This window comes from Azospirillum brasilense (assembly GCF_005222205.1).
GTDB lineage: Bacteria > Pseudomonadota > Alphaproteobacteria > Azospirillales > Azospirillaceae > Azospirillum > Azospirillum brasilense_G.
On the sequence record NZ_CP032348.1, the window covers coordinates 239,753 to 265,000 of the forward strand.

Below are 25,248 nucleotides of genomic sequence, written 5' to 3' on the forward strand. Positions count from 1 at the left end.
GAGTGGGTATGCAAGGGGCCCCGCCCTGGGCGGGTTCCAGGGACGGGTTCCAGGGGCGGGCTCGTCGCCCTTCGGCCTGCGCAACCCCGGCGCGACATTCCTCTCCATTCCAAGTGCGTTCATGAAACAGTTCGCTTCGCGAACATAATCGCTTGCGGGCTAGTGGTATCTGGTATACCGTATCACCAATCCAAGCCGCTTCCCTTCTCCGGGGCAACGAAACCGCGGCCCAAACCCCTTCAGCCGGGGGCCCTCCCACGCGAGGGAAAGAAGAGTCAGGGACGGGAACAGCCATGCAGACGATGAGTTTCTCGGTCGCACCCCTGGATCAGGGGATGAGCTTCAAGGCCAAGGCCTATCAGGCGCTGCGCCAGGCCATCACCCAGATGGACATCTACGGCGGGCCGAGCGAGATCCGCCTCGACGAGCGTCAGCTCTGCGAGGCGCTGGGCGTCAGCCGCACCCCGGTGCGCGAGGCCATGGCGCTGCTGGAGCAAGAGGGCTTCATCCGCTCCATGCCCCGGCGCGGCATCTTCGTCGTGCGCAAGACCAAGGCGGAGATCATCGAGATGATCACCGTCTGCGCCGCGCTCGAAGGCATGGCCGCCCGTCTCTTCGTCGAGCGCGCCGACGAGCGCGGCATGGCCGACTTGCACGCCACCTTCGACCGCTTCGCCGAAGGCGAGCTGGCCGACCACGTGCTGGAGTATTCCGACGCCAACGTCGCCTTCCACCAGTCGATCATCCAGGCCTCGGGCTGCACGCTCATCGCCGACCTGACCGACCGCTTCTTCATCCACATGCGGGCCATCCGCCGCGTCACCATGCGCCGCGGCGGCCGGGCCGAGACGTCCATCGTCGAGCACCGCGACATCATCGACGCCCTGACCCGGCGCGACGCCGACCTCGCCGAGCGGCGGGTGCGCGAGCACACGCTGGGGCTGGCCCGCCATGTCGAACAGCACTGCGATTTTCTCGATTGACCGATCGTGAACCGAATAAGAGTCGGGGAGGAGTAACCCTTATGTCAGCCGTCACAGTCCTCAACAACCAAGCCACGGCCGCCACCGATGCGGAACCGGCGCTGACGGATGGTTTCCAGCTCGTCATCGATGCCCTCAAGCTCAATGGCATCGAGAACCTCTACGTCGTGCCGGGCATCCCGATTTCCGACCTGCTGCGCATGGCCCAGGGCGAGGGGCTGCGGGTCATCTCCTTCCGCCACGAGCAGAACGCCGGCAACGCCGCCGCCATCGCCGGCTTCCTGACCAAGAAGCCGGGCGTGTGCATGACCGTCTCGGCGCCGGGCTTCCTCAACGGCCTGACCGCGCTGGCCAACGCCACCACCAACTGCTTCCCGATGATCCTGATCTCCGGCTCCTCGGAGCGCGAGATCGTTGACCTCCAGCAGGGCGACTATGAGGAGATGGACCAGCTGGCCATCGCCAAGCCGCTGTGCAAGGCGGCCTTCCGCGTGCTGCACGCCCAGGACATCGGCATCGCCGTGGCCCGCGCGATCCGCGCCGCGGTGTCGGGCCGGCCGGGCGGCGTCTACCTCGACCTGCCGGCCAAGCTGTTCTCGCAGGTGATGGACGCCGCCGAGGGCGCGCGCTCGCTGGTCAAGGTGGTCGACGCCGCCCCGGCGCAGCTGCCCTCGCCGGACTCGGTGGCGCGCGCGCTGGAGGTGCTGAAGGGCGCCAAGCGGCCGCTGATCATCCTCGGCAAGGGCGCCGCCTACGCCCAGGCCGACGAGGCGGTGCGCGAGCTGGTCGAGAAGAGCGGCATCCCGTTCCTGCCGATGAGCATGGCCAAGGGTCTGCTGCCGGACACCCACCCGCAGTCGGCGGGGGCGGCGCGCTCGATGGTTCTGAAGGACGCCGACGTGGTGGTCCTGGTGGGGGCGCGTCTGAACTGGCTGCTGTCGCACGGCAAGGGCAAGACCTGGGGCGAGCCGGGCTCGAAGACCTTCATCCAGATCGACATCGAGCCGCGCGAGATGGACAGCAACGTGGCGATCGTGGCGCCGCTGGTCGGCGACATCGGGTCGTGCGTGTCGGCCCTGACCGCCGGGATGGCCAAGGGCTGGACGCCGCCGCCGGCGGAATGGACGGGGGCTGTTGCGGCGCGCCGCGAGGCGAACATCGCCAAGATGGCGCCCAAGCTGATGAGCAACGCCTCGCCGATGAACTTCCACGGGGCGCTGGGCGCGCTGCGCCGGGTGGTGCAGGAGCGTCCCGACGCTCTGCTGGTGAACGAGGGGGCGAACACGCTGGACCTGGCGCGCGGGATCATCGACATGCACCAGCCGCGCAAGCGCCTGGACGTCGGGACCTGGGGCGTGATGGGCATCGGGATGGGCTTCGCGGTGGCCGCTGCGGTGGAGTCGGGCAAGCCGGTTCTGGCGGTTGAGGGCGACAGCGCCTTCGGCTTCTCGGGCATGGAGGTGGAGACGATCTGCCGGTACAAGCTGCCGGTGTGCATCGTGGTGTTCAACAACAACGGCATCTACAAGGGGACGGACGTGAACCCGACGGGGGGGTCGGACCCGTCGCCGATGGTCTTCGTACCGGACTCGCGCTACGACAAGATGATGGAGGCCTTCGGCGGCGAGGGCGTCAACGTGACGACGCCGGACGAGCTGTACCGGGCGGTCAGCGCGGCGATGGACAGCGGCAAGCCGACGCTGATCAACGCGGTGATCGACCCCAACGCCGGGTCGGAGAGCGGCAACATCGGCAGCCTCAACCCCACCAGCGCCGTCCGCAAGGGGCCCAAGACGTAACGCCTTCCTAAGTTATAAAAACAAAGCCCCCCGGGCAAATCCGGGGGGCGGTTCCAGAACGACTGCACGACACCCAACGTTACGAAGAATCAGCCTGAGACGAGAGGGGAGGGCGGACATGGACACGGCCATCGTCGCCAAAGACGACACCAAAAGGCGCGCCATCCATCCCGGTTCGGGGCGCCGGAACACCCGGCCCCAGCCGAAGGGCCGGCAAGTCGATCCGGCGGCCCTGGCGGAGGTGCAGGACCTTCTCGGTGACCGGTCCCGGCAGCGGGACCTGCTGATCGAGCATCTGCACCTGTTGCAGGACACCTATCATGGGCTGCACGCCCGCCACCTCGCGGCGCTGGCCCACGAGATGCGGCTGGCCCTGGTGGAGGTGTACGAGGTGGCGTCCTTCTACGCCCACTTCGACATCGTGATGGACGGGGAGGAAGCCCCTCCGCCCGTGACCGTCCGGGTCTGCGACAGCCTGTCCTGCTGCATGGCCGGCGGCGAGAAGCTGCTCGACGAGCTGAAGGCCGCCGACATGGGGCCGGACGTCCGGGTGGTGCGCGCGCCCTGCATGGGCGCCTGCCACAACGCCCCGGCGGTGGCCATCGGCCACGCCCTGCACGAGAACGCCACGGTCGAGAGCGTGGTCACCGCCGTGAAGAACGGCGAGACGCACCCGCAGCTCCCCACTTATGTCAGCCTGGAGCAGTACAAGGCGGAGGGCGGCTACCGCCTGCTGTCCGAGTGCCTCGCCGGCAACGTCCCGGTGGACGACATCCTCGGCAAGCTGGAAGGCGCCAACCTGCGCGGCCTCGGCGGCGCCGGCTTCCCCACCGGCCGCAAGTGGCGCTTCGTCCGCCACGAGCCCGGTCCCCGCCTGATGGCGGTGAACGGGGACGAGGGCGAGCCGGGCACCTTCAAGGACCGCTACTATCTGGAGAACGATCCGCACCGCTTCCTGGAGGGGATGCTGATCGGCGCCTGGGTGGTCGAGGCGACCGACGTCTACATCTACCTGCGCGACGAGTACCCGCACATCCGCGAGGTGCTGGAGCACGAGATCGCCTGCGTGGAGCAGGCGGGCCTCGCCGGGCACACCCGCATCCATCTGCGGCGCGGCGCCGGGGCCTACATCTGCGGCGAGGAGTCCGCGATGCTGGAGAGCATCGAGGGCAAGCGCGGCCTGCCGCGGCACAAGCCGCCCTTCCCGTCGGTCGTCGGCCTGTTCGGCCGCCCGACCCTCATCAACAACGTCGAGACGCTGTTCTGGATCAGGGACATCCTTGAGAAGGGCGCCGATTGGTGGGGCAGCCACGGGCGCAACGGCCGCAAGGGCCTGCGCAGCTACTCCGTCTCCGGCCACGTCAAGGACCCGGGCGTGAAGCTGGCCCCCGCCGGCGTCACCATCCGCGAACTGATCGACGAGTATTGCGGCGGCATGGCCGACGGCCACACGCTGAAGGGCTATCTGCCCGGCGGCGCGTCGGGCGGCATCCTGCCCGCCAGCATGGACGACATCCCGCTGGACTTCGGCACGCTGGAGCAGCACGGCTGCTTCATCGGCTCCGCCGCGGTGGTCGTGCTGTCGGACAAGGACGACATGCGCAAGGTCGTGCGCAACCTGCTGGACTTCTTCGAGGACGAGAGCTGCGGCCAGTGCACGCCCTGCCGCGTCGGCACGGAGAAGGCGGTGGCGCTCATCAAGCAGCCGGTGTGGGACGAGCCGCTTCTGACGGAACTCGCTCGGCTGATGAGCACGGCGTCGATCTGCGGCCTGGGTCAGGCCGCGATGAACCCACTCAAGAGTGCGCTGAAGCACTTCCGCGACGATCTGCGCGGGGAGGTCCGGTGATATGAGCGACCGCATCCTGTTCCATCTCGACGACGAGCTCGTCGAAGCCCACCCCGGCGAGACGATCTGGCAGGTCGCCAACCGCCTGGGCACCGAGATCCCGCATCTCTGCTACGCCGACGAACCGGGCTACCGCGCGGACGGCAACTGCCGGGCCTGCATGGTCGAGATCGACGGCGAGCGCGCCATGTCGGCCTCCTGCGTGCGCCACCCGACGCCGGGCATGCGCGTCCGCTCGGCCAGCGAGAACGCCAAGTTCGCCCGCAAGATGGTCATCGAGATGCTGGTCGCCGACCAGCCGAAGCGGGAGGAGGCCCACGACCCCGACAGCAAGTTCTGGCGCTGGGCCGACCGACTGGAGGTCTCGGACAGCCGCTTCCCCAGCCGGGAATGCGCGCCGAAGCCCGACTTCAGCCACCCGGCCATGGCGGTGCAGCTCGACGCCTGCATCCAGTGCAACCTGTGCGTCCGCGCCTGCCGCGAGGTCCAGGTCAACGACGTCATCGGCATGGCGCTGCGCGGCCACAAGGAGACGATCGTCTTCGACTTCGCCGACCCGATGGGCGACAGCACCTGCGTCGCCTGCGGCGAATGCGTCCAGGCCTGCCCGACCGGCGCGCTGATGCCGAAGACCCAGGTGGACCTGAACAGCGGCGTCTTCGCCGCCGCCCCGGACCGCCAGGTCGACAGCGTCTGCCCCTATTGCGGCGTCGGTTGCCAGCTCACCTACAACATCAAGGACGAGAAGCTGCTGTCGGTGACGGGCCGCGACGGTCCCGCCAACAAGAACCGGTTGTGCGTGAAGGGCCGCTTCGGCTTCGATTACATCCACCACCCGCACCGCCTGACCAAGCCGCTGATCCGCAAGGAGGGCGTGTCCAAGCACGACGTGGACATCGACCCGCTCAACCCGCTGACCCATTTCCGCGAGGCGAGCTGGGAGGAGGCTCTGGAGGTCGCCACCGCCGGCCTGCGCAAGATCCGCGACGAGCGGGGCGGCTCGGCGCTCGCCGGCTTCGGTTCGGCCAAGGGCTCCAACGAGGAGGCCTACCTGTTCCAGAAGCTGGTGCGAGTCGGCTTCGGCACCAACAACGTCGACCATTGCACCCGCCTGTGCCATGCCTCCTCGGTGGCGGCGCTGATCGAGGGCATCGGGTCGGGCGCGGTGACGGCTCCCTTCATGGCGGCCAAGGACGCCGAGGTGATCGTCGTCATCGGCTCCAACCCGACGGAGAACCACCCGGTCGCCGCGACCTTCTTCAAGAACGCGGCCAAGCGCGGCGCCAAGCTGGTCATCATGGACCCGCGCGGTCAGGTGCTGAAGCGCCACGCCAGCCACATGCTCCAGTTCAAGCCCGGCCGCGACGTGCCGATGCTGAACGCCATGCTGAACGTCATCATCAGCGAGGGGCTGTACGACGCGCAGTATGTGGCCGAGCACACCCAGGACTTCGAGGAGCTGCGCGCCCACATCGCCAGCTACACCCCGGAGGCCATGGAGCCGGTCTGCGGCATCCCGGCTGAGCAGCTCCGCGAGGTCGCGCGCCTCTACGCCACCTCCAAGGGCTCGATCATCTTCTGGGGCATGGGCGTGTCGCAGCACACCCACGGCACCGACAACGTGCGCTGCCTGATCGCCCTGTCGCTGGTCACCGGCCAGATCGGGCGCCCCGGCACCGGCCTGCACCCGCTGCGCGGCCAGAACAACGTCCAGGGCGCCTCCGACGCCGGCCTGATCCCGATGATGTTCCCGGACTACCGCCCGGTGGACGATCCCGAGGTGCACGCCTTCTACGAGGATTTCTGGGACACCAAGCTGGACTCCAAGCGCGGCCTGACCGTCGTGGAGATCATGGACGCGATCCATGCCGGCTCGCTGAACGGCATGTACGTGATGGGCGAGAACCCGGCCATGTCCGACCCGGACGTGGAGCACGCCCGCGACGCGCTCGCCAAGCTCGACCATCTGGTGGTGCAGGACCTGTTCCTGACCGAGACGGCCAAATACGCCGACGTGGTTCTGCCCGCCTCGGCCTGGCCGGAGAAGACCGGCACGGTGACCAACACCAACCGCCAGGTCCAGCTCGGCCGCCAAGCCCTGCCGCCGCCGGGCGAGGCCCGGCAGGATCTGTGGATCGTCAACGCCATGGCCCGCGGCCTGGGTCTGGACTGGAACTACGAGCATCCGCGTGACGTGTTCCGGGAGATGAAGGGGGCGATGCCGTCGCTCGACAACATCACCTGGGAGCGGCTGGAGCGCGAGCGCTCGGTCACCTACCCCAGCCTGTCCGCGGACGATCCGGGCCAGGAGATCGTGTTCGGCGACGGCTTCCCCACGGCGTCGGGCCGCGGGCGTCTGGTCCCCGCCGACGTGATCCCGCCGGCCGAGGAGCCGGACGCCGAGTTCCCGATGGTCCTGACCACCGGGCGCCAGCTCGAGCATTGGCACACCGGGTCGATGACCCGGCGCGCCCAGGTTCTCGACGATCTGGAGCCGGAGGCGGTGGCCTACATGAGCCCGGCGGACCTGCGGCGGATGGGCGCCAAGGGCGGCGACCGCATGAAGGTCACCACCCGGCGCGGCACCATCGAGCTGAAGGCGCGGTCGGACTACAACGTCCCGTCCGGGCTGGTGTTCGTGCCCTTCTGCTACGCCGAGGCGGCGGCCAACGTGCTGACCAACCCGAAGCTGGACCCCTTCGGGAAGATTCCCGAGTTCAAGTTCGCTGCGGCCCGCATCGAGCCGGCGGCATAGCCAACCGGCGGCCCCCGCCCCCGCAAGGGGATGCCCGGGGGCCGCCACACCCGAGGACGACAACGGCGCGGATCCAACAGCGCCGGACGATTTCGAGAGGGATGGAGCGATGAAGACGCAAGCGCTGATGATGGCACCCCCCGCCCCGCGGGCCGAAGGCCGCGCGGAGACGGTGGACCGTGCGGCGAAGGGCAATCTCGTTCAGTCGCTGTCGCGGGCGCTGAGTATCATGACCATCCTCGGCCAGTCGGACAGCCCGATGAGCCTGACCGCGGTGGCCGAGGCGGCGCACCTCTCGCCGTCCACGGCGCACCGTCTGCTGACCACGCTGCAGGAGGAGCGTTACGTGCGCTTCGACCAGGGCAAGCGCGGCTGGGCGGTCGGGGTGCAGGCCTACATGACCGGCACCGGCTTCCTGAAGACGCGCAGCCTGCTCGACGTCGCCCGTCCGCGCATGCGCCGGCTGATGGAGGAGACCAGCGAGGTCGTCAATTTGGCGATCGAGGAGAACGGCGAGGCGATCTATCTGCACCGCGTCGGCGGTCCGCGCGTCGCCCAGGCGGCGCTGCCCGTCACCGACCGCACGCTGCTGCACTGTTCCGCCGTGGGCAAGGCGCTGCTCGCCGGCATGCCCGACACGCGGGTGCAGAGCATCGTGACCCAGCGCGGCATGCGCCAGTTCACCCGGACCACCGTGTCGTCGATCCCGGCGCTGCACCGGGAGCTGACCCTGACGCGCGACCGCGGCTACGCCGTGGACCAGGAGGAGCGGGTCAGCGGCCTGCACTGCGTCGCCGCGGCGATCTACGACGAGCAGGCCCGCGTCATCGGTGCCCTGTCGCTGTCGAGCACCAACCGGCGCCTGGACGACGCCCGCGTCGTGGCCTTCGGCGAGATGGTCAAGCGCACCGCCGCGGCGGTGACCGCCGAGATCGGCGGGCGCTTTCCCACCTGATCCCTGGGCCTGATCCCTGGCCCAACCCCTACGGAATTCGTATTCGCGCCGGCCGGGAGGCGCGATCCGCCCCGATCCGCAAATCCTTCGGATTGGGTCGAGGCGGCTGTTACCCCGGTTTTCCTTCCTGTCACGTAGTGCTGCCCTGAAGAAACTGACCGCGCCCGCAACGGCGCGGTTTTTTTTTCGCCAAATACTTTGTTTCCGTAATGTGGAAACGCGCGATTTCTTGTTGCGTGCCGGAGAAGACTCGGGCATCATTCTTCTTACACAGGGTTCATCACCCTTTGTATCGGGCGGGTTGTTGCTCCGCATTTTATGCGAGCCTCTCGGATACTGGCCGTGCTGGAAACAGCACGGCCTTTTTGTTACCGGGAGGCGCCGGAGGGGAGGGGCGATGCTGCGGTGCGGCAAAACAGCGCGGATGTCACCGCGGATCGAGCAGGCGCGGGCCGGGACCGTTCTCCGAAAGCTCGTCCCAGGGGTTGCGCAGCGGGCATTCGCCGAGCGACAGGCAGCCGCAGCCGATGCAGTCCTCCAGCCCGTCGCGCAGTTTGGTGAGCACGGCGATGCGCTCGTCCAGGTCCGCTTTCCAGGCCGCGGACAAGCGTTTCCAGTCCTCTGCGGTGGGCGTGCGGCCGTCCGGCAGGGTCTTCAGCGCCTGCGCGATGGTGGCCAGCGGGACGCCCAGACGCTGGGCGACCTTGATGACGGCGATGCGCCGGAGCACGTCGCGGGGGAAGCGGCGCTGGTTGCCGCTGCTCCGCCAGCTCGCGATCAGCCCCTTTGATTCGTAGAAGTGGATGGTGGACACTGCCACACCGGAGCGTTCCGCGACCTCGCCCACGGACAGGTCCTTGTCGATGTCGGCGGGATCGAGAATCGCCATCGCCGGGCCTCCCCTGGGGTTCGGAACCTCCTGACCTCAAGTGAAGTTGAGGTCATATCGAGAGAGAGTCAACAGCGCGCCGCATCGAGGGTAGCCGATGATTTCACCAACCTCCGTCGACTGGACTTCGCTCAACACCCTGCGCGCCACGCCGGGGCCGGAGGTGACGGCTCTGCCGGCCTCGTTCCTGACGATCACCAAGGCCGCGAACCTGAAGCCGGCCATCGTCCGCCCGGTGCTGGACGGGCTGTTGCGCCAAGGCTTCGTGCGCGAGTACGAGACCCAGTACGGCAAGGCCTACGCCCGTACGCCGGAGGGCAACCAGCGCATCCGCGAAGTGAAGGAGTGGCTGCGGTAAGATTCGAGATTCTTGTTGGACAACAGCTTCTTCACGGATTTCACGAATTCAAGCACGGATTTCACGGATTTTTCTTTGGCTTGCCCAGTGGTTGCGGACCGAGAAGGCATGCAATGCGCACGAATAAGATGATCCGGGAAATCCGTGTCTGAATCCGCGCAATCCGTGAAGCCCCTGTTGTCCGACAAGAAACCTGCCCCCGCACAACAAAAAAACGGCGCCCCTTTCGGAGCGCCGTCTTCGCGAGGTGTGCCGTCAGACTGTCGGGACGCGATCAGACAACCTTGTTGGCGTGCAACTCGGCGATCTGCTCCTGGGTGTAGCCGAGGCTGGCCAGAACCTCGTCGGAGTGCTCGCCGAGCAGCGGCGATCCGGTCACTTCGACGGTCATGTCGGAGAACTTGATCGGGCTGCCGACGGTCAGGTACTTGCCGCGGGCCTTGTGATCGACCTCGACGATCGTGCCGCTCTTGCGGAGCGACGGGCAATCGGCGATCTCCTTCATGGTCAGCACCGGCGCGCACGGGATGTCGAACTTGCGCAGGATGTCGACCGCCTCGTACTTCGTCTTGTCGGCCAGCCAGCCTTCGATGAAGGCGAAGATGTCGAAGATCTTGTCCTGACGCGCCTGAGCGGTGTTGTAGGCCGGATCGTCGATCCACTCCGGCTTGCCAAGGGCCTTACAAATCGGCGCCCAGGCATGGCCCTGGATGGTGAAGTAGATGTAGGCGTTCGGATCGGTCTCGGCGCCCTTGCACTTCAGGACCCAGCCCGGCTGACCACCGCCGCCGGCGTTGCCGCCACGCGGAACCACGTCGGAGAACTCGCCGTGCGGGTACTGCGGGTACTCTTCCAGGTAGCCGACGCGGTCGAGGCGCTGCTGATCGCGCAGCTTGACGCGGCAGAGGTTGATGACCGAGTCCTGCATCGACACGGCGACCTTCTGGCCCTTGCCGGTCTTCGAACGGCCCATGAGGGCGGTCAGGATGCCGATGGCGAGGTGCATGCCGGTGTTGCTGTCGCCGAGAGCGGCGGCGCTGACGGTCGGCGGGCCATCCCAGAAACCGGTGGTCGAAGCCGCACCGCCGGCGCACTGGGCGACGTTCTCGTAGACCTTCAGGTCCTCGTAATGGTGGCCGTCGCTGAAGCCCTTCACCGAGGCGACGATCATGCCCGGGTTCAGCTCGTTGATGCGCTCCCAGGTGAAGCCCATGCGGTCGAGCGCGCCCGGCCCGAAGTTCTCCACGAGGACGTCGGACTCCTTGATCAGCTTCTCAAGGATTTCCTTGCCCTGCGGGGTCTTGGTGTCCAGCGTCAGCGAGCGCTTGTTGCTGTTCAGCATCGTGAAGTAGAGCGCGTCCGCGTCGGGAATGTCACGGAGCTGGTTGCGGGTGACGTCGCCGGAACCCGGCCGCTCCACCTTGATGACGTCCGCGCCGTACCAGGCGAGGAGCTGCGTGCAGGCGGGGCCGGCCTGAACGTGGGTGAAGTCGATGATCTTGATTCCTTCGAGCGGCTTGCTCATGGCTCGTTTACTCCCTCTCACTTATTGCGATGCCGTTGTTGAGCACTGGACAACACGGACAAACTGGCGGGATGGGTTGTGGGTTACTGACTTGCGGACTCCAACTCCGACAGGCGTCGGCGGAGCTTGCGCTCCTCGGCCCAGCGGCTGCTCTCGTCGCGGATGATGGCGACGATTCCGGTCACCGTGCCGTCCGGCGCGGTCAGCAGGGCGACCGTGAAGGCGATGGACAGGGCGTGCCCGTCCTTGTGCAGGGCCGGGACGCGCAGCACCTCGCTGCCGTAGCGCGTTTGGCCCGTGCGCATGGTGTTGGCGTAGCCGTCCCAATGGCGCTGGCGCTGGCGTTCCGGAATGATGATGTCGAGCGATTGCCCCAGCGCTTCGCCCCCCGCGAAGCCGAACATCCGTTCGGCCGCCGGATTCCACAGAGTAATGGCGCCTTGCGCGTCGGACACGACGATCGCGTCCCCGGCGGCCATGACAAGCTGTGCGAAATCGACTGTTGCGCTCATGAAAGCATTCGCTCCGACACCGGACCCGAAATCTTCCGGCGCCGTCATGTTTTCTTCAAAACACGGCCGCACCGTTGATTTTGCACTCCGTTTCCGAAGCGCGATGGGATGTGAGATACCGTATACCAGATGCGAAATGCCTGGCAAGCCCTTTTGTGCGTTAGGCGAACTAATCGCGCTCCGGACCTTTCGCGGCAAATGCCGGACAGTCGGGGAGGGGCGGGAATCGGCCACGAAAAAGCCCCCCAGCCATGTGGGCCGGGGGGCTTCTCCCATTTCTTCTCGCCGAGGGAGGAGCGCGGACGTTACGTCGCCCGCACCGTGGGCAGGGTGAAGGACACCGACTCCGGACGGCCGGGCAGGGCGAGGCGTGCCTCCACCGGGGCGCAGCGGCTGACCACGGCGCCGCGGCGCAGGACGAACAGGCGGGTGGCGCGGGTGCGGATCGCTTCCACCGGATCGGCGGCCTGGAGCACGACCAGATCGGCGTGGCAACCCACCTCCAGACCGTAGCCGTCGAGGTGCAGCAGCTTGGCCGGAGCCTCGGTCACCGCGCGGAAGCAGGCGAGCATCCCGTCATAGCCGGTCATCTGCCCGACATGAAGGCCCATGTGCGCCACCTCCAGCATGTCGCCGGAGCCGAGCGGATACCAGGGGTCCATCACGCAGTCGTGACCCAGCGCGACGGTCAGGCCGGCGCCCATCAGCTCCGGCACGCGGGTCATGCCGCGGCGCTTGGGGTAGGTGTCGTGGCGCCCCTGGAGCGTGATGTTGATGAGCGGGTTGGCGATGACGCCGAGATTCGCCTCGACCATCAGCGGGATCAGCTTGGAGACGTAGTAGTTGTCCATGGAATGCATAGAGGTGAGGTGCGAGCCGGTCACCCGCTCCTGCATCCCCAGCCGCTGCGTCTCGTAGGCCAGCGTCTCGACATGGCGGGACAGCGGGTCGTCCGACTCGTCGCAATGCATGTCGACCAGCAGCCCGCGCTCCGCCGCGATCTCGCAGAGCAGCTTCACAGAGGCCGCGCCGTCGGCCATCGTCCGCTCGAAATGCGGGATGCCGCCGACCACGTCCACGCCCATGTCGAGGGCGCGCTTCAGCAGGTCCAGCGCGCCGGGAGCGCGCAGGACGCCGTCCTGCGGGAAGGCGACGAGCTGCAGGTCGAGGTAGGGGGCGACCCGCCGCTTCACCTCCAGCAGCGATTCCACGGCCAGCAGGCGCGGGTCGCAGATGTCCACATGGCTGCGGATCGCCAGCAGGCCGCGCGCCACCGCCCAGTCGCAATAGGCCAGCGCCCGCTCGACGATGGCGTCCTGGACAAGCTGCGGCTTCAGCTCCCCCCACAGCGCGATGCCCTCCAGCAGCGTGCCGGAGCGGTTGACCCGCGGCAGGCCGTAGCTGAGCGTGGAGTCCATGTGGAAGTGCGAATCGACAAAGGGCGGCGTGACCAGCCGGCCCGTGGCGTCGATCTCCTCCCCTGCGGGGCCGGGCAGGTCCTTCTCCACCGCGGCGATGCGGCCCTCGCGGACGCCGATGTCCATGCCGGTGCGGCCGTCGGGCAGCGTGGCGCGGCGCAGGATCAGATCGAACATCAGCGTTCTCCTTTGCGGTACGGGATCATCAGCGCCCGCGGGTAGGAGGCGCGGCGCGCCACCAGCACCAGCGCCAGGATGCTCAACAGGTAGGGCATCATCAGGAACAGCTGGTAGGGCAGAACGCCCCCCGCCACCTGCTGAAGCCGCAATTGCAGCGCGTCGAAGGCGGCGAACAGCACCGCGCCCAGCAGCGCCTTGCCGGGCCGCCAGGAGGCGAAGACGACCAGCGCGATGCAGATCCAGCCGCGCCCGTTGACCATGTTGAAGAAGAAGGCGTTGAAGGCCGACAGGGTGAGGAAGGCCCCGGCCAGCGCCATCAGCGCGCTTCCCGCCACCACCGCGCCGACGCGCACCGCGGTGACGCTCAGGCCCTGGGCCTCCGCCGCCGCCGGATTCTCGCCGACCATGCGCACCGCCAGCCCGACCGGCGTGCGGTAGAGGACGTAGGCGACCACGGCCACCAGGATCAGCGCCATGTAGGTCATCGGCGTCTGGGCCAGCGCGCCGGGCAGGTCCAGCGGCTGGAACGGCTCGATGGTCGGCGGGGTGCTCGCCTGCGGCAGGACGAGGCGGTAGACGAAGTAGGACAGGCTGGTGCCGAGCAGCGTGACGCCGATGCCCGCCACATGCTGCGACAGGCCCAGCGGCACCGTCAGGGTGGCGTGCAGCAGACCCATCAGCCCGCCGCACAGCGCCGCCACCAGCACGCCGGTCCACAGGTCGGCGCCCTGGTAGACGGCCATCCAGCCGGCCATGGCGCCCATCGTCATGATGCCCTCGATGCCGAGGTTCAGCACGCCCGCCCGCTCGCACAGCAGCTCGCCCAGCGTGCCCAGGATGTAGGGAGTGGCGATGCGCAGCACCGCCGTCCAGAAGGCGGCGGAGACCAGGATGTCGAGGATCGTTTGGAACAGCTCCATGGCGCTCACCCCCGCCGCAGCCGGTAGCGCGTCAGCAGCCCGGCGACCAGCATGCACAGCAGGCTGGTGGCGACGAGCACGTCGGCGATGTAGTTGGGCACCGGCATGGCGCGGCTCATGGCGTCGGCGCCGACGAAGATGCCGGCGATGAAGACCGCGGCTCCGACCACGCCCACCGGGTGCAGCTGCGCCAGCATGGCGACGACGATGCCGCTGTAGCCGAAGCCCGGCGACAGGTCGAGCGTCAGGTAGCCCTTCAGCCCGCAGACCTCGATCACCCCGGCCAGACCGGCCAGCCCGCCGGACAGCAGGGCGGTGCGCAGCATGACGCGGGTCACCGGCATGCCGGCGAAGGCCGCGGCGCGCGGGTTGGCGCCGACCGCCCGGTTCTCGTAGCCCCAGATGGTCCGGGTGTCGATCAGCCAGAGCAGGGCCGACAGGCCCAGCGCGACCAGCAGGCCGGTGTGCAGCCGCGTGCGCTCCACCAGCTTGGGCAGCTCGGCGGCCTCGACGACGGGGGCGGACTGCGGCCAGCCCATGCCCATGGGGTCCTTCAGCGCGCCCTCCAGCAGCATGGAGACGAGCAGCAGGACGATGAAGTTCAGCAGCAGCGTGGTCACCACCTCGTCCACGCCGAAGCGCACCTTCAGCACGGCGGGGCCGAGCAGCGTGGCGCCGCCGGCGGCGGCCCCGGCGATCATCACGGTCGGCAGCAGCAGCCAGACCGGCAGATCGAGCACCCCACCGCCCAGCACGACGGCGGCAAGCGCGCCCATATAAAGCTGCCCCTCCGCCCCGATGTTCCACAGCTTGGCGCGGAAGGCGACGGCGGCGGCGAGGCCGGTGAGGATCAGCGGGGTGGCGCGGGTCAGCGTTTCGGTCAGGGCGAAGCGGGAGCCGGCGGCCCCCTCCAGCAGCAGGCCGTAGGCGCGCAGCACCGGTGCGCCGGTCCAGGCGACCAGCAGCGCGCAGAGCGCCAGCGCCGCCGCCACCGCCGCCACGGGCGCCAGCAGGCGGGCGGCCAGCGGGGTATGCTCTCGCGGTTCAAGCCGCATCGACGATCTCCGGCAAAATCTCCCAATGCCCGGCCATCAGCAGGCCGAGCTGGCGGACCGACACGCGGCCGTGGGGCAGAACGGGGGTGAGGCGCCCGTGATAGGCGACGGTGATGCCGTCGGCCAGCGCCAGGATCTCATCCAGATCCTCGGAGATCACCAGCACCCCGGCCCCGGCGGCGCGGGCCTCCAGCAGCCGTCCGTGGACGTAGGACACCGCGCCGACGTCCAGGCCGCGGGTTGGCTGGCTCGCCAGGATCAGGTCCGGCCCGTGGGCCAGCGTGCGGCCCAGGATCAGCTTCTGCATGTTGCCGCCGGACAGCAGCTGCGTGCGGGCGTCCGGACCCGGACAGCGCACGTCAAACGCCTCGATCACCTCCTCGGCGTAGGCGCGGGCGGCCCCCCGGCGGATCAGGCCGAAGCGCTGGAAGGCGGGGTCGTGGTAGCGTTCGGCGATCAGGTTCTCCCACACCGCCATGGCGCCGACGAGGCCGGCGGCGTGCCGGTCCTCCGGGATGCGGGCGACGCCGCGCCGGACCATCTCCGCCGGTTCCGCGTTGCCGATGGCCTCGCCCTTCAGCGCCATGGTGCCGGAGTCGGGGTGGATCAGGCCGCTGACCAGCTCGGCCAGCGCGGTCTGCCCGTTGCCCGACACGCCGGCGATGCCGACGATCTGGCGGCGGCGCACGGTCAGGTCCACGCCGTCAAGCAGCGGACGCCCGTGGCCGGAGGCGACGGTGACGCCGGACAGCGTCAGCACCGGCTCGCCCGGCTCCAGCGGGGCGGGGGTGGGCGGCTTCAGGGCGCGCCCGACCATCAGCTCGGCCAACTCCTCGCGGTCGGTCTCGGCGGTCCTGCGGGTGGCGACGAGGCGCCCGCCGCGCAGCACGGCGACGGTGTCGCTGGCGGCGAAGACCTCGTTCATCTTGTGGCTGATGAAGACCACGGCCAAGCCGTCGGCGGTCAGGCGGCGCAGCGTGTCGAACAGGCTGGCGGATTCCTGCGGGGTCAGGACCGCGGTCGGCTCGTCCAGGATCAGGACGCGGGCGTCGCGGTAGAGCGCCTTCAGGATCTCGGCCCGCTGCCGCTCGCCCACCGACAGGTCGCCGACCAGCGCGTCGGGCCGCACCTCCAGCCCGAAGCGGCGGGCGAGGTCGAGCAGCTTCGCCTTGGCGGCGGCGCGGTCGGAGCGCGGGCGCCACAGCGACTCCGTGCCCACGGCGATGTTGTCGAGCACCGACAGGTTGTCGGCCAGCGTGAAATGCTGGTGGACCATGCCGATCCCGGCGGCCAGCGCCGCGCGGGGGGAGCCGGGGGGGAGCGGCTGGCCGAACGCCTCGATGCTGCCCTCGTCGGCCACGTAATGGCCGAACAGGATGTTCATCAGGGTCGTCTTACCGGCGCCGTTCTCGCCCAGCAGGGCCAGCACCTCGCCCTTGTGGAGCGTCAGCGAGATCGAATCGTTGGCGACGAGCGGCCCGAACCGCTTCGTGATGCCGGAGAGGCGGAGGACGATGGGGGGTGATGTCATGGATGTCCGCGGGGTGCCGGAAGGCAAAGTGACTTTCCCTCTCCCGTCCCGGGAGAGGGTGCCCGCGAAGCGGGCGGGTGAGGGTGGAGCCGAGGATCAAAGCGCTGATTCTTGGCGGCACCCTCACCCTCCCGCGCTTTGCGCGGGCCCCTCCCTCTCCCGGGGCGGGAGAGGGACTGAAAGGCGATGCTTTTTAGGAGATGTGGATCACATCGTCGACTTGGGCTCGTTGTCGTTCACCTTCACGGTGAACTTGCCGTCGAGGATTTCCTGCTCGCGGGCCTTCACCTTGGCCATCACGTCGGCGGGAACCTTGCCCTCGAAGGTGCCGAGCGGGGCGAGGCTGGAGCCCTTATGGACCATCTGGCTGTAGGGGCCGTAATCCTCGGCCTTGTAGCTGCCGGCCTTCACCGCGGCGATGGCACGGTCGACCGACGGCTCCATGTGCCAGAGCGCGCTGGCGACCACGGTCTCCGGATACTGCGGCTGGGTGTTGATGACGTTGCCGATGGCCAGGACCTTGCGCTCCTTGGCGGCGTCGGACACGCCGAAGCGCTCGGCGTACATCACGTCGGCGCCGCGGTCGATCATCGCGAAGGCGGCTTCCTTGGCCTTCGGCGGGTCGAACCAGGACCCGATGAAGCTGACCATGAACTTCACGTTCGGGTTCACCTCCTTGGCGCCCTCCATGAAGGCGTTCATCAGGCGGTTCACCTCCGGGATCGGGTAGCCGCCGACCATGCCGATGACGTTCGACTTGGACACCGCACCCGCGATCATGCCGGTCAGATAGGCCGGCTCCTGGATGTAGTTGTCGAAGACCGAGAAGTTCGGCTCCTGCGGCTTGAAGCTGGAGCCCATGACGAAGGCGGTCTTGGGATAGTCCTTGGCGACGGCGCGGGCCGCGCGCTCGACGCCGAAGACCTCGCCGAAGACCAACTGCTGGCCGCCCTCGGCGTACTGGCGCATCACGCGCTCATAGTCGGTGTTGGCGACCGACTCGGCCCAGACATACTCGATCTCGCCGCGGGCCTCGGCGGCCTTCAGGGCGGTGTGGATGCGGCTGACCCACTGCTGTTCGATCGGCACGGTGTAGATGCCGGCGACCTTGACCTTCGACTGAGCCCAGGCGGGCAGAGCCATCGCCGCAACGGCGGCCGCCGCCGCGCCGCACAGGACGGCGCGACGCGCCACGCCCAACAGGTTCCCCATTTTGCAACCCCCTCCGTCTGCTTTGCTGTTTCGGCACAGATGTGCAGCAGAGGCGTTGCAACGGCAATGCCATTCCGTGCGCGTCAGCCCTGCTGCGGCTCTCACGGGTCGGCAGGGTGGCATGTGACCAAATGGGCGGCAACGATTCTCAGCGGGTGCCGTAAAGCCGGTCGCCGGCGTCGCCCAGGCCGGGCAGGATGTAGCCGTTCTCATCCAGCCGCTCGTCCACCGCGGCGGTGAAGACGGGCACGTCCGGATGCGCGTCGTGGAAGGTGCGCAAGCCCTCCGGGGCGGCCACCAGCACCGCCAGCTTGATGGCGGCGGCCCCCGCGTCCTTCAGCCGGTGCACCGCCGCGACGGCCGTGTGACCGGTGGCGAGCATGGGATCGACCAGGATGACCAGCCGCTCTTCGATGTCCTCCGGCACCTTGAAGAAATACTCGACGGGGGTCAGCGTCTCCTGGTCGCGGTAGAGGCCGATGTGCCCGATGCGGGCCGACGGCAGCAGCGTGCGCATGCCGTCGAGCAGCCCTTGCCCGGCCCGAAGGATGGAGACGAGGCACAGCTTCTTGCCGGTCAGCAGCGGCGCGTCGAAACTGGCCAGCGGCGTTTCCATCGGGCGGTCCTCCAGGGGAAGGTCGCGCGTCAGCTCGTAGCCCATGAGCTGCGACACCTCCCGCATCACCTCGTGGAACCGGGCGGTGGGGGTCTCCCGCCGCCGCAGAAGGGTCAGCTTGTGCTGGACCAGAGGATGGTCGATGACCGTCAACGTCGGGATGGGGAGCGTCGGAATGGGCGACGTCGGGTTGGGCATGGGCGACCCTTCGGGTGGTTGGCGTCACATCAGAAGACGGTTCCGTCGCTGCGGATGCGGATCGGCGGGCCGCCGCCGGGGCGGCGCTCGCGGGCGATCCGGCGTCCGGCGGTCCAGGTCCCGCCCTGGAGGACCTTGGCGAGCGGGAAGCTCTCCGCGGGCACGCCCAGACGGGCGCGCACGTCGTCGGCGAGACGGTCGAGCAGGGCGACGGTCAGGGCGCGCCACTCCACCACGGCCTCGTCCCCCACCTCCAGCTCGTCGGTGAGGAGGCGCGGGTCCTTCGGCATCAGAACGCCGCCGTCCACCAGCAGCCCGCCGTTGCGGTATTCCGGCAGGCCGGTCAGTCGGTCCAGCCCGGTGACGGCGATGCCCGCCCCCTCCAGCGGCTCGACCAGCGAATAGCTGAGCCATTGCGACAGCTTGTGGAAGGGGACGAGGCCGACCGCCGAATGAGTCCAGCTGTCGCCGAGATTGACGCCGCCGCGCTCGATCCGGCCAGGCCAGATCGGCCCCAGCCCGCGCAGCACCGCGTCGAGGATCGCGGTGGCGGGAAGCGTGCCGTCCACGGCCCGCGCCTTCAGCGCGTCGTAGAGGGTGCCGACCCGCCCCGGCCGTCCGAACAGGCCGGGCGCGTCAGCCAGCGCGCTCCCCAGCCGGCGGAGCAGCGCCGCGCGCCCCTCCAGCCCGACCAGCGGGTTGTCCGGCCCGGCCTGGAAACCGCGGGCGAGTGTTTCCTCGGTCATGGCGGAGAGGGCGGCCGCGTCGGCGCGCAGCGGGGCGTGGGCCGGATCGTCAGCGAAGCCGCCCGCGCGGAACAGGTCGAAGCTGGCGATGGCCAGCCCTTCGGAGCGCGCCAGCTCGATCCCCGCCGCGTCGCGGTAGCGCCAGCGGTCGCCCGCCCCAGCGTCGAGCAGGACGCTGGTCACCGCGAGGTCGAAGCGGATGCGCGCGATCTCGTCGGCGTCCGCGCTCAGTTCGGCGGCGAGCGTCGCCCAGCGGTCGTCGCCGTTCACCACGAAATGCCGCCAGCGGCTGTGGTAGGGGACATCCAGGTCCGGGTAGGACTCCCGCGTCACCGCGGCGACCAGGGCAGCGGCATCAAGCAGCCGCTCCGGGCGAAGCTCGAAATGGGCGAGGTCGCCGCGCTCGGCCTTCGCCAGGATCGCGTGGGCGCGCTGGCGCACCGCGTCGGCGGAGAGCAGCCACCCCACATCATCGTCGCCGACGGTGCTCAATCGGTCAGCCCCCGGCCCTTGGCGACGGTCAGCTCCTCCGCGGTCGGCACGGCGGGGGTGAAGTAGCCGGCGGCCTTCTTGGCGTCCATCTCCACCTTGGCGTCGTCGGGGATCAGTTCGTCGGGGATCGGGATTTGCTCCACGATCTCGATGCCGGCGCGGCGGATGGCGTCGGACTTCATGTTGCTCATCGACACCATGCGGTCGATGCGGCTGACGCCCAGCCAGTGGAAGACGTCGGGCATCAACTCCTGGAAGCGCATGTCCTGGACGCCGGCCACGCACTCGGTCCGCTCGAAATAGGCCTCCGCCCGGTCGCCGCCGGGCTGCCGCTTGCGCGCGTTGTAGACCAGGAACTTGGTCACCTCGCCGAGCGCGCGCCCTTCCTTGCGGTTGTAGATGATGAGGCCGGCGCCGTTCTCCTGGGCGGTGCGGATGCACTCCTCGACGCCGTGGGTCAGGTAGGGGCGGCAGGTGCAGATGTCGGAGCCGAAGACGTCCGACCCGTTGCACTCGTCATGGACCCGGCAGGCGACCTTGCGCGCCGGGTCGGTCAGCGCCGCCACGTCGCCCAGGATGTAGACGGTCAGGCCGTTGATCGGCGGCAGGAAGACCTTCAGGTCGGGGCGGGTCACCAGCTCCGGGAACATGCTTCCGGTGTGCTCGAACAGGCCGCGGCGGAGCGCGCTCTCGGTGATGCCGAAGCGCTTGGCGATGCCGGGCAGGAACCACACAGGCTCGATGGCGACCTTGGTCACGCGGGCGTCGCCGCTGGGCAGCAGGATCTGGCCGTCCGCCGCCAGCCGCCCGGCGCGCATGGCGTCCACCAGCTCCGGCATCTTGATGCGGGCCTTGGTCACGGCGATGGTCGGGCGGACGTCGACGCCGCGCGCCAGATGATCGCCGAAGGCGTCGCTGACCATATGGCCGAAGGGGTCGATGGAGACGATCTTCTCCGGGTCGCCCCATTGCGGGTGCGGGCCGATCGGCTCCGCCGGCGCGGTGTTGGTCAGGTCCGGCACGTGATAAGCGCTGAGCTGCCCCGCCGCGACGGCGAGCGCCCGATAGACCGCGTAGCTGCCGGCGTGGGCGCCGATGGCGTTGCGTTGCGCCGGGTCGGAGAGGGAGGCGACGACCGGGCCGCGCTCCGCAGCGGTGGGGGCGCCCCAATGGACCGGGGTGTAGCGCGGCTTGGCGCCGCCGGTCGGGTGCGAGGCGAGAACGATGTGACGTTGCGGCTGGTTGCGGCGGCTTTCCATACGGACGCTCCCGATGCCATTCACCATGCGTCAGTGTGACACAGTTTCGGCGCCTGCGAACACCAAATCGAATGGCCGCAACCTCTGACGTTCGTTCGGTTTTCGACCCGCCATTTCCGCCGGGGGGCACCACCTTCGGGGAATAAGGGGTGCCCGAAATTTGTCCCAGGGCGGATGGTTGGAGCCAGAGCTTGGGCACACGATCTGCTGTTAGGATCGGGTCAACCGATCGCAGAAAAAGGATGCAGGGAATGTCCGTCCACTCAGGCGCGGGCCATTCAGGCAAAGGCGGAATTGGCAAGCGTGGTTGGGGTGTGGCGCTGGGAAGCCTGGTGCTGACCGTCGCGCTGGCCGCCCCGGCGCTGGCCGATGACCACAAGCATTGGCGCAAGCCCAAGCACAAGCACCACCACCATGGCCATGGCCCCGTGGTGATCTACGAGCCGCCGCCGCCCGTCGTGGTGATGCGCCGCCCGCCGCCCGTCTATTACGCTCCGGCCCCGCGTGTGGTCTACGCACCGCCGCCGCCACCGGTCTATTACGCGCCCGCCCCGGGCCTCAGCGTGCAGATGAACATCCCGCTGCGCTGAGTGCGCCGTCCTGCGGAAGGCGGCCCGCGAGCGGGCGCGCCTTCATCGCAGGGCTTTCACTGGAGGACCGTCACCGCAGGACGCGGCACGGGTCCACGATCAGCATGTCCACCGGCTCGTCCTCGCCCTTGGCCGGCATGTCCTCATGCTTGGGGATCAGCAGGCAGCGCCCGTCCTGAAGCAGGACGGCCTTCACCCGGAACCACATCGTCTTCGGGTTGCTGCCGAAGGTGATTTCAAACGAATCGCCCGCCGCGATGCGCGCGGGCACCGCGACGTTTCCATACTCGCGGCAGGTGTGGGTGAACACCCAGTTGCGGCACAGTTTGAAGGTGGCCGACCCGCTGGTGGTCACCAGCGACACGCTCTGCCCCAAGGCGGGAGCCGACGCCGCCTGCGCCGGCGCGCCCGCAAGCGCGGTTGCCGAGGCCGCCGCCAAAGCCGCCATCCACAGCGCCGCCACCATCCTCATGCCCGTCATCATTCACCATCCGTCGTGGCGCACAGTGTAGCACGTGCGGCTTCGCCCACGGGTTGACACTTCGGAAGGGCGGACTCCGCGCCGGCTCGCACCACGCTGTCCACACCGGGACGTTGGAGGCATTCCGGATGTGAACCGGTCGGCCTCCCGCCTGTGACCAGCCTGGGGCATGGACGCCGAACGGTGCTGCGCGAGGGCGGCGGCGGTGCCCCCGGCGCGTCCCCCGCAAAGCCAGGGCCGGCCTGCTGTTGCGCCGCCGCATCAGGCAAAGCCTGCCGCCGGCCGCTCCTATTTGCCACAAATGGTTAATTCATTTTAAATGAATTGTTAGTATCTCGTTAACCATCTGAGGCCACCGTCTGCCCATCGAAACCGCAATGGAATAGACAAATGGCGACGACCTCCACTGGTTTGACCAAGTCCAAAATCGTCGTGAACGCCTATGGCACCTCTTCGGACGCTGTGAATCCTCACTTTCGTCTGATGATCGACGGCAAGGATGTTGGTCAGGCGTCGGTGGGCTCGGCCGAGCCGAAAGCCTATACATTCGACGTTGACGTTTCCTCTGGTCAGGCACACAAAGTCCAGGTTGTTTATGACAACGACGATGTGAACGCCGGGTCGAACCGCGACCTGGGCATCAAGTCGATCGTCATCAACGGCCACACGCTGAGCCCGACCGACGCGAGCTATGAGCGGCACGACGACACCGGCGGGACCATGGCCGGGCAGGAAGGCCTGTGGTGGAACGGGGCGCTGAGCTTCTCCACCCCGGCGTCGCTCTACGGTGCCACGCCCAATACGGCCACCAATACGGCGACCTCCGGCAGCACCCCCGCCGCGCCGGAGGCCGACAGCGCCGCCACGGGCGGCAGCGATGGCTCCGCCGCCACCGGCTCCTCGACCATCACCATCAACGCCCGCGGCACCGCCGCGGCGGGCCAGAACGCGCACTTCACGGTGCTGGCGGACGGCAAGACGATTGGCGAGGGCATGGCCGGCACGGAGGCGAAGGACTTCTCCTTCAAGACCGATCTGGCCGCCGGTCAGGCGCACAAGATCCAGGTCCAGTACGACAACGACGCCACCGTGAACGGTCAGGACCGCAACCTGCATGTCGGCAGCGTGACCATCAACGGGCACGCGTACGCCCCGACCGACTCCGCGGTCAGCTATGACAAGGGCGCGCTCGACGGCAAGGACGTCATCAAGGGGCAGGCCGACCTGTGGTGGAACGGCACGCTGGTGGTGGACGCCGACAAGGGCCTGTTCACCTCCGGCTCCGCCTCCGCGCCCTCCACGACGCCGGCCGCGCCGACCACGCCGACCGCCCCGGTGACGACGCCCTCCACCGACAGCGGCGCCGGGTCCAGCGGCGGCTACCTGCACACCGAGGGCAGCCAGATCGTCGACAGCGCCGGCAACAACGTGAAGCTGACCGGCGTCAACTGGTTCGGCGCGGAAGGCTACGCCTTCGCCCCGCAGGGTCTGTGGCAGGACAGCTACAAGAACATCATGGACCAGATGCAGGACCAGGGCTTCAACACCATCCGCCTGCCCTGGTCGGACGCCATGCTGGACAACGGCCGCATGCCCACCGGCATCGACTATTCGAAGAACCCGGAGCTTCAGGGCAAGACCAGCCTCGAGGTGTTCGACAAGATCATCGAATACGCCGATCAGACCGGCATGAAGATCATCCTCGACCACCACCGCTCCGGCGACGGTGCCTCGGCCAACGAGAACGGGCTCTGGTACACCAGCCAGTACCCGGAATCGAAGATGATCGAGAACTGGAAGATGCTGGCCCAGCGTTACGCCGACAACCCGTCGGTCGTCGCCGCCGACCTGCACAACGAGCCGCACGGCCAGGCCACCTGGGGCGACGGCAACCAGGCCACCGACTGGAAGGCCGCGGCGGAGCGCATCGGCAACGCCGTCCAGTCGGTCAACCCGAACTGGCTGCTGATCGTCGAGGGCGTCGAGAACTCGTCGGAGGGGACCTACTGGTGGGGCGGCAACCTGGACGGCGTGAAGACCGACCCGGTCGACTTCAACATCGACAACAAGCTGGTCTATTCCGTCCACGACTACCCGCCGTCGATGGCCGGCTTCGGCTGGTTCAATGACCCCAGCTACCCGAACAACATGAAGGACATCTGGACGGACGCCTGGGGCTGGATCGTCCAGAAGGACATCGCGCCGGTCCTCGTCGGCGAGTTCGGCACCAAGCTGGAGACCAGCCAGGACAAGCAGTGGCTCGACGCCATGGTCAAGTACATGGACGGCGACTACAACGGCGACGGCAAGTCCGATCTGGCGGCAGGCGACCAGGGCGTCAGCTTCACCTACTGGGCCTGGAGCCCCGGCTCGGGCGACACCGGCGGCATCATGACCGACGACTGGGCGGTGAACACGGCGAAGATGAGCGCCATCGAGCCGGCCCTGTTCGACGGCACGATCGCCTGATCGCACAGTTGGTCCGTTGAGGAATCGCCCGGCGTCGGAGGATCTCCGGCGCCGGGCTTTTCCCGTTTTCCAGCGCCGCCGTTACGCCGAGGCCGCTCCGCGCGGGCGGAACAGCGCTTCCGCCTCGGCCCGCGGGTCGTGGAAGAGGCTGCCCGGCTGCCCCGGACGCCCGCCGCCGGCCAGGATGGCGACCGTCTCGGCCAGCCACAGATAGGGCCCGCTGCGCCCGGCTTCGGGAAGGCGGGACAGGTCGCGCAGGTAATTGCCGACCGCCTGGGTCAGCGCCTGCTCGCCCGTGGCGCCCTGCACCCGTCCGGCGGCGGCAGCGAAGCGGCGGCGTTCCTCCGCGTCCGTCTTCACCCGCTCCTCCACGGCCTTCAGAAGCGCCGCCCGGGTGCGGGGACCGTTCAGCAGGTTCAGAGCCATCACGACCGGATCGACCGGCCTCGCGGGGCG

General features: G+C 68.6%; 21 protein-coding genes. 8 read left to right on the top strand and 13 right to left on the bottom strand.

From position 1 onward, the window contains the following. The first annotated feature begins 293 nt into the window (after positions 1-293). The 5 genes from D3869_RS27035 to D3869_RS27055 all read left to right on the top strand — a co-directional run bounded on the left by D3869_RS27035 (position 294) and on the right by D3869_RS27055 (position 8,341). Positions 294-983 (top strand): GntR family transcriptional regulator, encoded by a 690-nt coding sequence (locus tag D3869_RS27035; protein WP_109469371.1) that lies wholly within the window; start codon positions 294-296, stop codon positions 981-983. Positions 984-1,024: 41 nt separating this feature from the next. Further along, the gene (gene oxc / locus D3869_RS27040) at positions 1,025-2,782 is read left to right on the top strand and encodes an oxalyl-CoA decarboxylase (RefSeq protein ID WP_137142814.1); all 1,758 of its coding nucleotides are present in this window, start codon (positions 1,025-1,027) and stop codon (positions 2,780-2,782) included. Positions 2,783-2,900: 118 nt separating this feature from the next. Continuing rightward, positions 2,901-4,631 (top strand): NAD(P)H-dependent oxidoreductase subunit E, encoded by a 1,731-nt coding sequence (locus D3869_RS27045; protein ID WP_137142815.1) that lies wholly within the window; start codon positions 2,901-2,903, stop codon positions 4,629-4,631. Position 4,632: 1 nt separating this feature from the next. Beyond that, on the top strand, positions 4,633-7,386 hold the full coding sequence (gene fdhF / locus D3869_RS27050; RefSeq protein ID WP_137142816.1) for a formate dehydrogenase subunit alpha: 2,754 nt from the start codon (positions 4,633-4,635) through the stop codon (positions 7,384-7,386). Positions 7,387-7,495: 109 nt separating this feature from the next. Continuing rightward, positions 7,496-8,341 carry an IclR family transcriptional regulator gene (locus D3869_RS27055; RefSeq protein WP_137142817.1) on the top strand — a complete coding sequence of 282 codons (846 nt, stop codon included), beginning with the start codon at positions 7,496-7,498 and terminating at the stop codon, positions 8,339-8,341. A gap of 427 nt (positions 8,342-8,768) precedes the next feature. Here the strand turns inward: D3869_RS27055 and soxR are convergent, their stop codons facing one another. Beyond that, the gene (soxR, locus tag D3869_RS27065; RefSeq protein ID WP_109469375.1) at positions 8,769-9,230 is read right to left on the bottom strand and encodes a redox-sensitive transcriptional activator SoxR; all 462 of its coding nucleotides are present in this window, start codon (positions 9,228-9,230) and stop codon (positions 8,769-8,771) included. A 97-nt stretch (positions 9,231-9,327) separates the two neighbouring features. Between soxR and D3869_RS27070 the strand changes: the two genes are divergently transcribed. Then, entirely contained in the window at positions 9,328-9,588 is a 261-nt protein-coding gene (locus D3869_RS27070) for a hypothetical protein (RefSeq protein WP_137142818.1), read from the top strand. A gap of 274 nt (positions 9,589-9,862) precedes the next feature. On the opposite strand, the gene frc is transcribed toward D3869_RS27070, so the two are convergent. From frc to D3869_RS27120, 10 genes are all read right to left on the bottom strand, one after another. Next, a complete protein-coding gene (gene frc, locus D3869_RS27075) occupies positions 9,863-11,113 on the bottom strand; it encodes a formyl-CoA transferase (RefSeq protein WP_137142819.1) in 1,251 nt (416 codons plus the stop codon). A gap of 83 nt (positions 11,114-11,196) precedes the next feature. Next, positions 11,197-11,625 (bottom strand): PAS domain-containing protein, encoded by a 429-nt coding sequence (locus tag D3869_RS27080; protein ID WP_137142820.1) that lies wholly within the window; start codon positions 11,623-11,625, stop codon positions 11,197-11,199. 305 nt (positions 11,626-11,930) lie between these two features. Next, a complete protein-coding gene (locus D3869_RS27085) occupies positions 11,931-13,220 on the bottom strand; it encodes an amidohydrolase family protein (protein WP_137142821.1) in 1,290 nt (429 codons plus the stop codon). After that, positions 13,220-14,143 carry an ABC transporter permease gene (locus tag D3869_RS27090; RefSeq protein WP_137142822.1) on the bottom strand — a complete coding sequence of 308 codons (924 nt, stop codon included), beginning with the start codon at positions 14,141-14,143 and terminating at the stop codon, positions 13,220-13,222. Before D3869_RS27090 ends, D3869_RS27085 begins: the two co-directional genes overlap by 1 nt. 5 nt (positions 14,144-14,148) lie before the next feature. Next, positions 14,149-15,198 carry an ABC transporter permease gene (locus D3869_RS27095; protein ID WP_137142823.1) on the bottom strand — a complete coding sequence of 350 codons (1,050 nt, stop codon included), beginning with the start codon at positions 15,196-15,198 and terminating at the stop codon, positions 14,149-14,151. Beyond that, complete coding sequence (locus tag D3869_RS27100) at positions 15,188-16,729, bottom strand: ABC transporter ATP-binding protein (RefSeq protein WP_137142824.1); 1,542 nt, start codon at positions 16,727-16,729, stop codon at positions 15,188-15,190. Before D3869_RS27100 ends, D3869_RS27095 begins: the two co-directional genes overlap by 11 nt. Before the next feature lie 207 nt (positions 16,730-16,936). Then, the gene (locus tag D3869_RS27105) at positions 16,937-17,941 is read right to left on the bottom strand and encodes a BMP family protein (protein ID WP_137142825.1); all 1,005 of its coding nucleotides are present in this window, start codon (positions 17,939-17,941) and stop codon (positions 16,937-16,939) included. 148 nt (positions 17,942-18,089) lie between these two features. Then, the gene (upp, locus tag D3869_RS27110; protein ID WP_137142826.1) at positions 18,090-18,755 is read right to left on the bottom strand and encodes a uracil phosphoribosyltransferase; all 666 of its coding nucleotides are present in this window, start codon (positions 18,753-18,755) and stop codon (positions 18,090-18,092) included. Positions 18,756-18,784: 29 nt separating this feature from the next. Beyond that, the gene (locus D3869_RS27115; protein WP_137142827.1) at positions 18,785-19,993 is read right to left on the bottom strand and encodes a URC4/urg3 family protein; all 1,209 of its coding nucleotides are present in this window, start codon (positions 19,991-19,993) and stop codon (positions 18,785-18,787) included. Then, positions 19,990-21,252, bottom strand: a complete 1,263-nt coding sequence (locus D3869_RS27120; protein WP_137142828.1) for a GTP cyclohydrolase II — start codon at positions 21,250-21,252, stop codon at positions 19,990-19,992. Before D3869_RS27120 ends, D3869_RS27115 begins: the two co-directional genes overlap by 4 nt. A gap of 314 nt (positions 21,253-21,566) precedes the next feature. Between D3869_RS27120 and D3869_RS27125 the strand changes: the two genes are divergently transcribed. After that, positions 21,567-21,842, top strand: a complete 276-nt coding sequence (locus tag D3869_RS27125; protein WP_247896054.1) for a hypothetical protein — start codon at positions 21,567-21,569, stop codon at positions 21,840-21,842. Between the two features lie 70 nt (positions 21,843-21,912). Here the strand turns inward: D3869_RS27125 and D3869_RS27130 are convergent, their stop codons facing one another. After that, entirely contained in the window at positions 21,913-22,326 is a 414-nt protein-coding gene (locus D3869_RS27130) for a hypothetical protein (RefSeq protein ID WP_137142830.1), read from the bottom strand. A 387-nt stretch (positions 22,327-22,713) separates the two neighbouring features. Here D3869_RS27130 and D3869_RS27135 point away from each other — a divergent pair, with 387 nt between their 5' ends. Beyond that, a complete protein-coding gene (locus D3869_RS27135; protein ID WP_137142831.1) occupies positions 22,714-24,792 on the top strand; it encodes a cellulase family glycosylhydrolase in 2,079 nt (692 codons plus the stop codon). An 81-nt stretch (positions 24,793-24,873) separates the two neighbouring features. Here the strand turns inward: D3869_RS27135 and D3869_RS27140 are convergent, their stop codons facing one another. Next, positions 24,874-25,218 carry a hypothetical protein gene (locus tag D3869_RS27140; RefSeq protein ID WP_247896055.1) on the bottom strand — a complete coding sequence of 115 codons (345 nt, stop codon included), beginning with the start codon at positions 25,216-25,218 and terminating at the stop codon, positions 24,874-24,876. Positions 25,219-25,248 lie beyond the last annotated feature (30 nt).

Bases quoted from the DNA above. Each gene is read 5' to 3' on its own strand.
- D3869_RS27035 (WP_109469371.1), top strand. From the start codon at position 294: ATGCAGACGATGAGTTTCTCGGTCGCACCCCTGGATCAGGGGATGAGC.
- oxc (WP_137142814.1), top strand. From the start codon at position 1,025: ATGTCAGCCGTCACAGTCCTCAACAACCAAGCCACGGCCGCCACCGAT.
- D3869_RS27045 (WP_137142815.1), top strand. From the start codon at position 2,901: ATGGACACGGCCATCGTCGCCAAAGACGACACCAAAAGGCGCGCCATC.
- fdhF (WP_137142816.1), top strand. From the start codon at position 4,633: ATGAGCGACCGCATCCTGTTCCATCTCGACGACGAGCTCGTCGAAGCC.
- D3869_RS27055 (WP_137142817.1), top strand. From the start codon at position 7,496: ATGAAGACGCAAGCGCTGATGATGGCACCCCCCGCCCCGCGGGCCGAA.
- soxR (WP_109469375.1), bottom strand. From the start codon at position 9,230: ATGGCGATTCTCGATCCCGCCGACATCGACAAGGACCTGTCCGTGGGC.
- D3869_RS27070 (WP_137142818.1), top strand. From the start codon at position 9,328: ATGATTTCACCAACCTCCGTCGACTGGACTTCGCTCAACACCCTGCGC.
- frc (WP_137142819.1), bottom strand. From the start codon at position 11,113: ATGAGCAAGCCGCTCGAAGGAATCAAGATCATCGACTTCACCCACGTT.
- D3869_RS27080 (WP_137142820.1), bottom strand. From the start codon at position 11,625: ATGAGCGCAACAGTCGATTTCGCACAGCTTGTCATGGCCGCCGGGGAC.
- D3869_RS27085 (WP_137142821.1), bottom strand. From the start codon at position 13,220: ATGTTCGATCTGATCCTGCGCCGCGCCACGCTGCCCGACGGCCGCACC.
- D3869_RS27090 (WP_137142822.1), bottom strand. From the start codon at position 14,143: ATGGAGCTGTTCCAAACGATCCTCGACATCCTGGTCTCCGCCGCCTTC.
- D3869_RS27095 (WP_137142823.1), bottom strand. From the start codon at position 15,198: ATGCGGCTTGAACCGCGAGAGCATACCCCGCTGGCCGCCCGCCTGCTG.
- D3869_RS27100 (WP_137142824.1), bottom strand. From the start codon at position 16,729: ATGACATCACCCCCCATCGTCCTCCGCCTCTCCGGCATCACGAAGCGG.
- D3869_RS27105 (WP_137142825.1), bottom strand. From the start codon at position 17,941: ATGGGGAACCTGTTGGGCGTGGCGCGTCGCGCCGTCCTGTGCGGCGCG.
- upp (WP_137142826.1), bottom strand. From the start codon at position 18,755: ATGCCCAACCCGACGTCGCCCATTCCGACGCTCCCCATCCCGACGTTG.
- D3869_RS27120 (WP_137142828.1), bottom strand. From the start codon at position 21,252: ATGGAAAGCCGCCGCAACCAGCCGCAACGTCACATCGTTCTCGCCTCG.
- D3869_RS27130 (WP_137142830.1), bottom strand. From the start codon at position 22,326: ATGATGACGGGCATGAGGATGGTGGCGGCGCTGTGGATGGCGGCTTTG.
- D3869_RS27135 (WP_137142831.1), top strand. From the start codon at position 22,714: ATGGCGACGACCTCCACTGGTTTGACCAAGTCCAAAATCGTCGTGAAC.
- D3869_RS27140 (WP_247896055.1), bottom strand. From the start codon at position 25,218: ATGGCTCTGAACCTGCTGAACGGTCCCCGCACCCGGGCGGCGCTTCTG.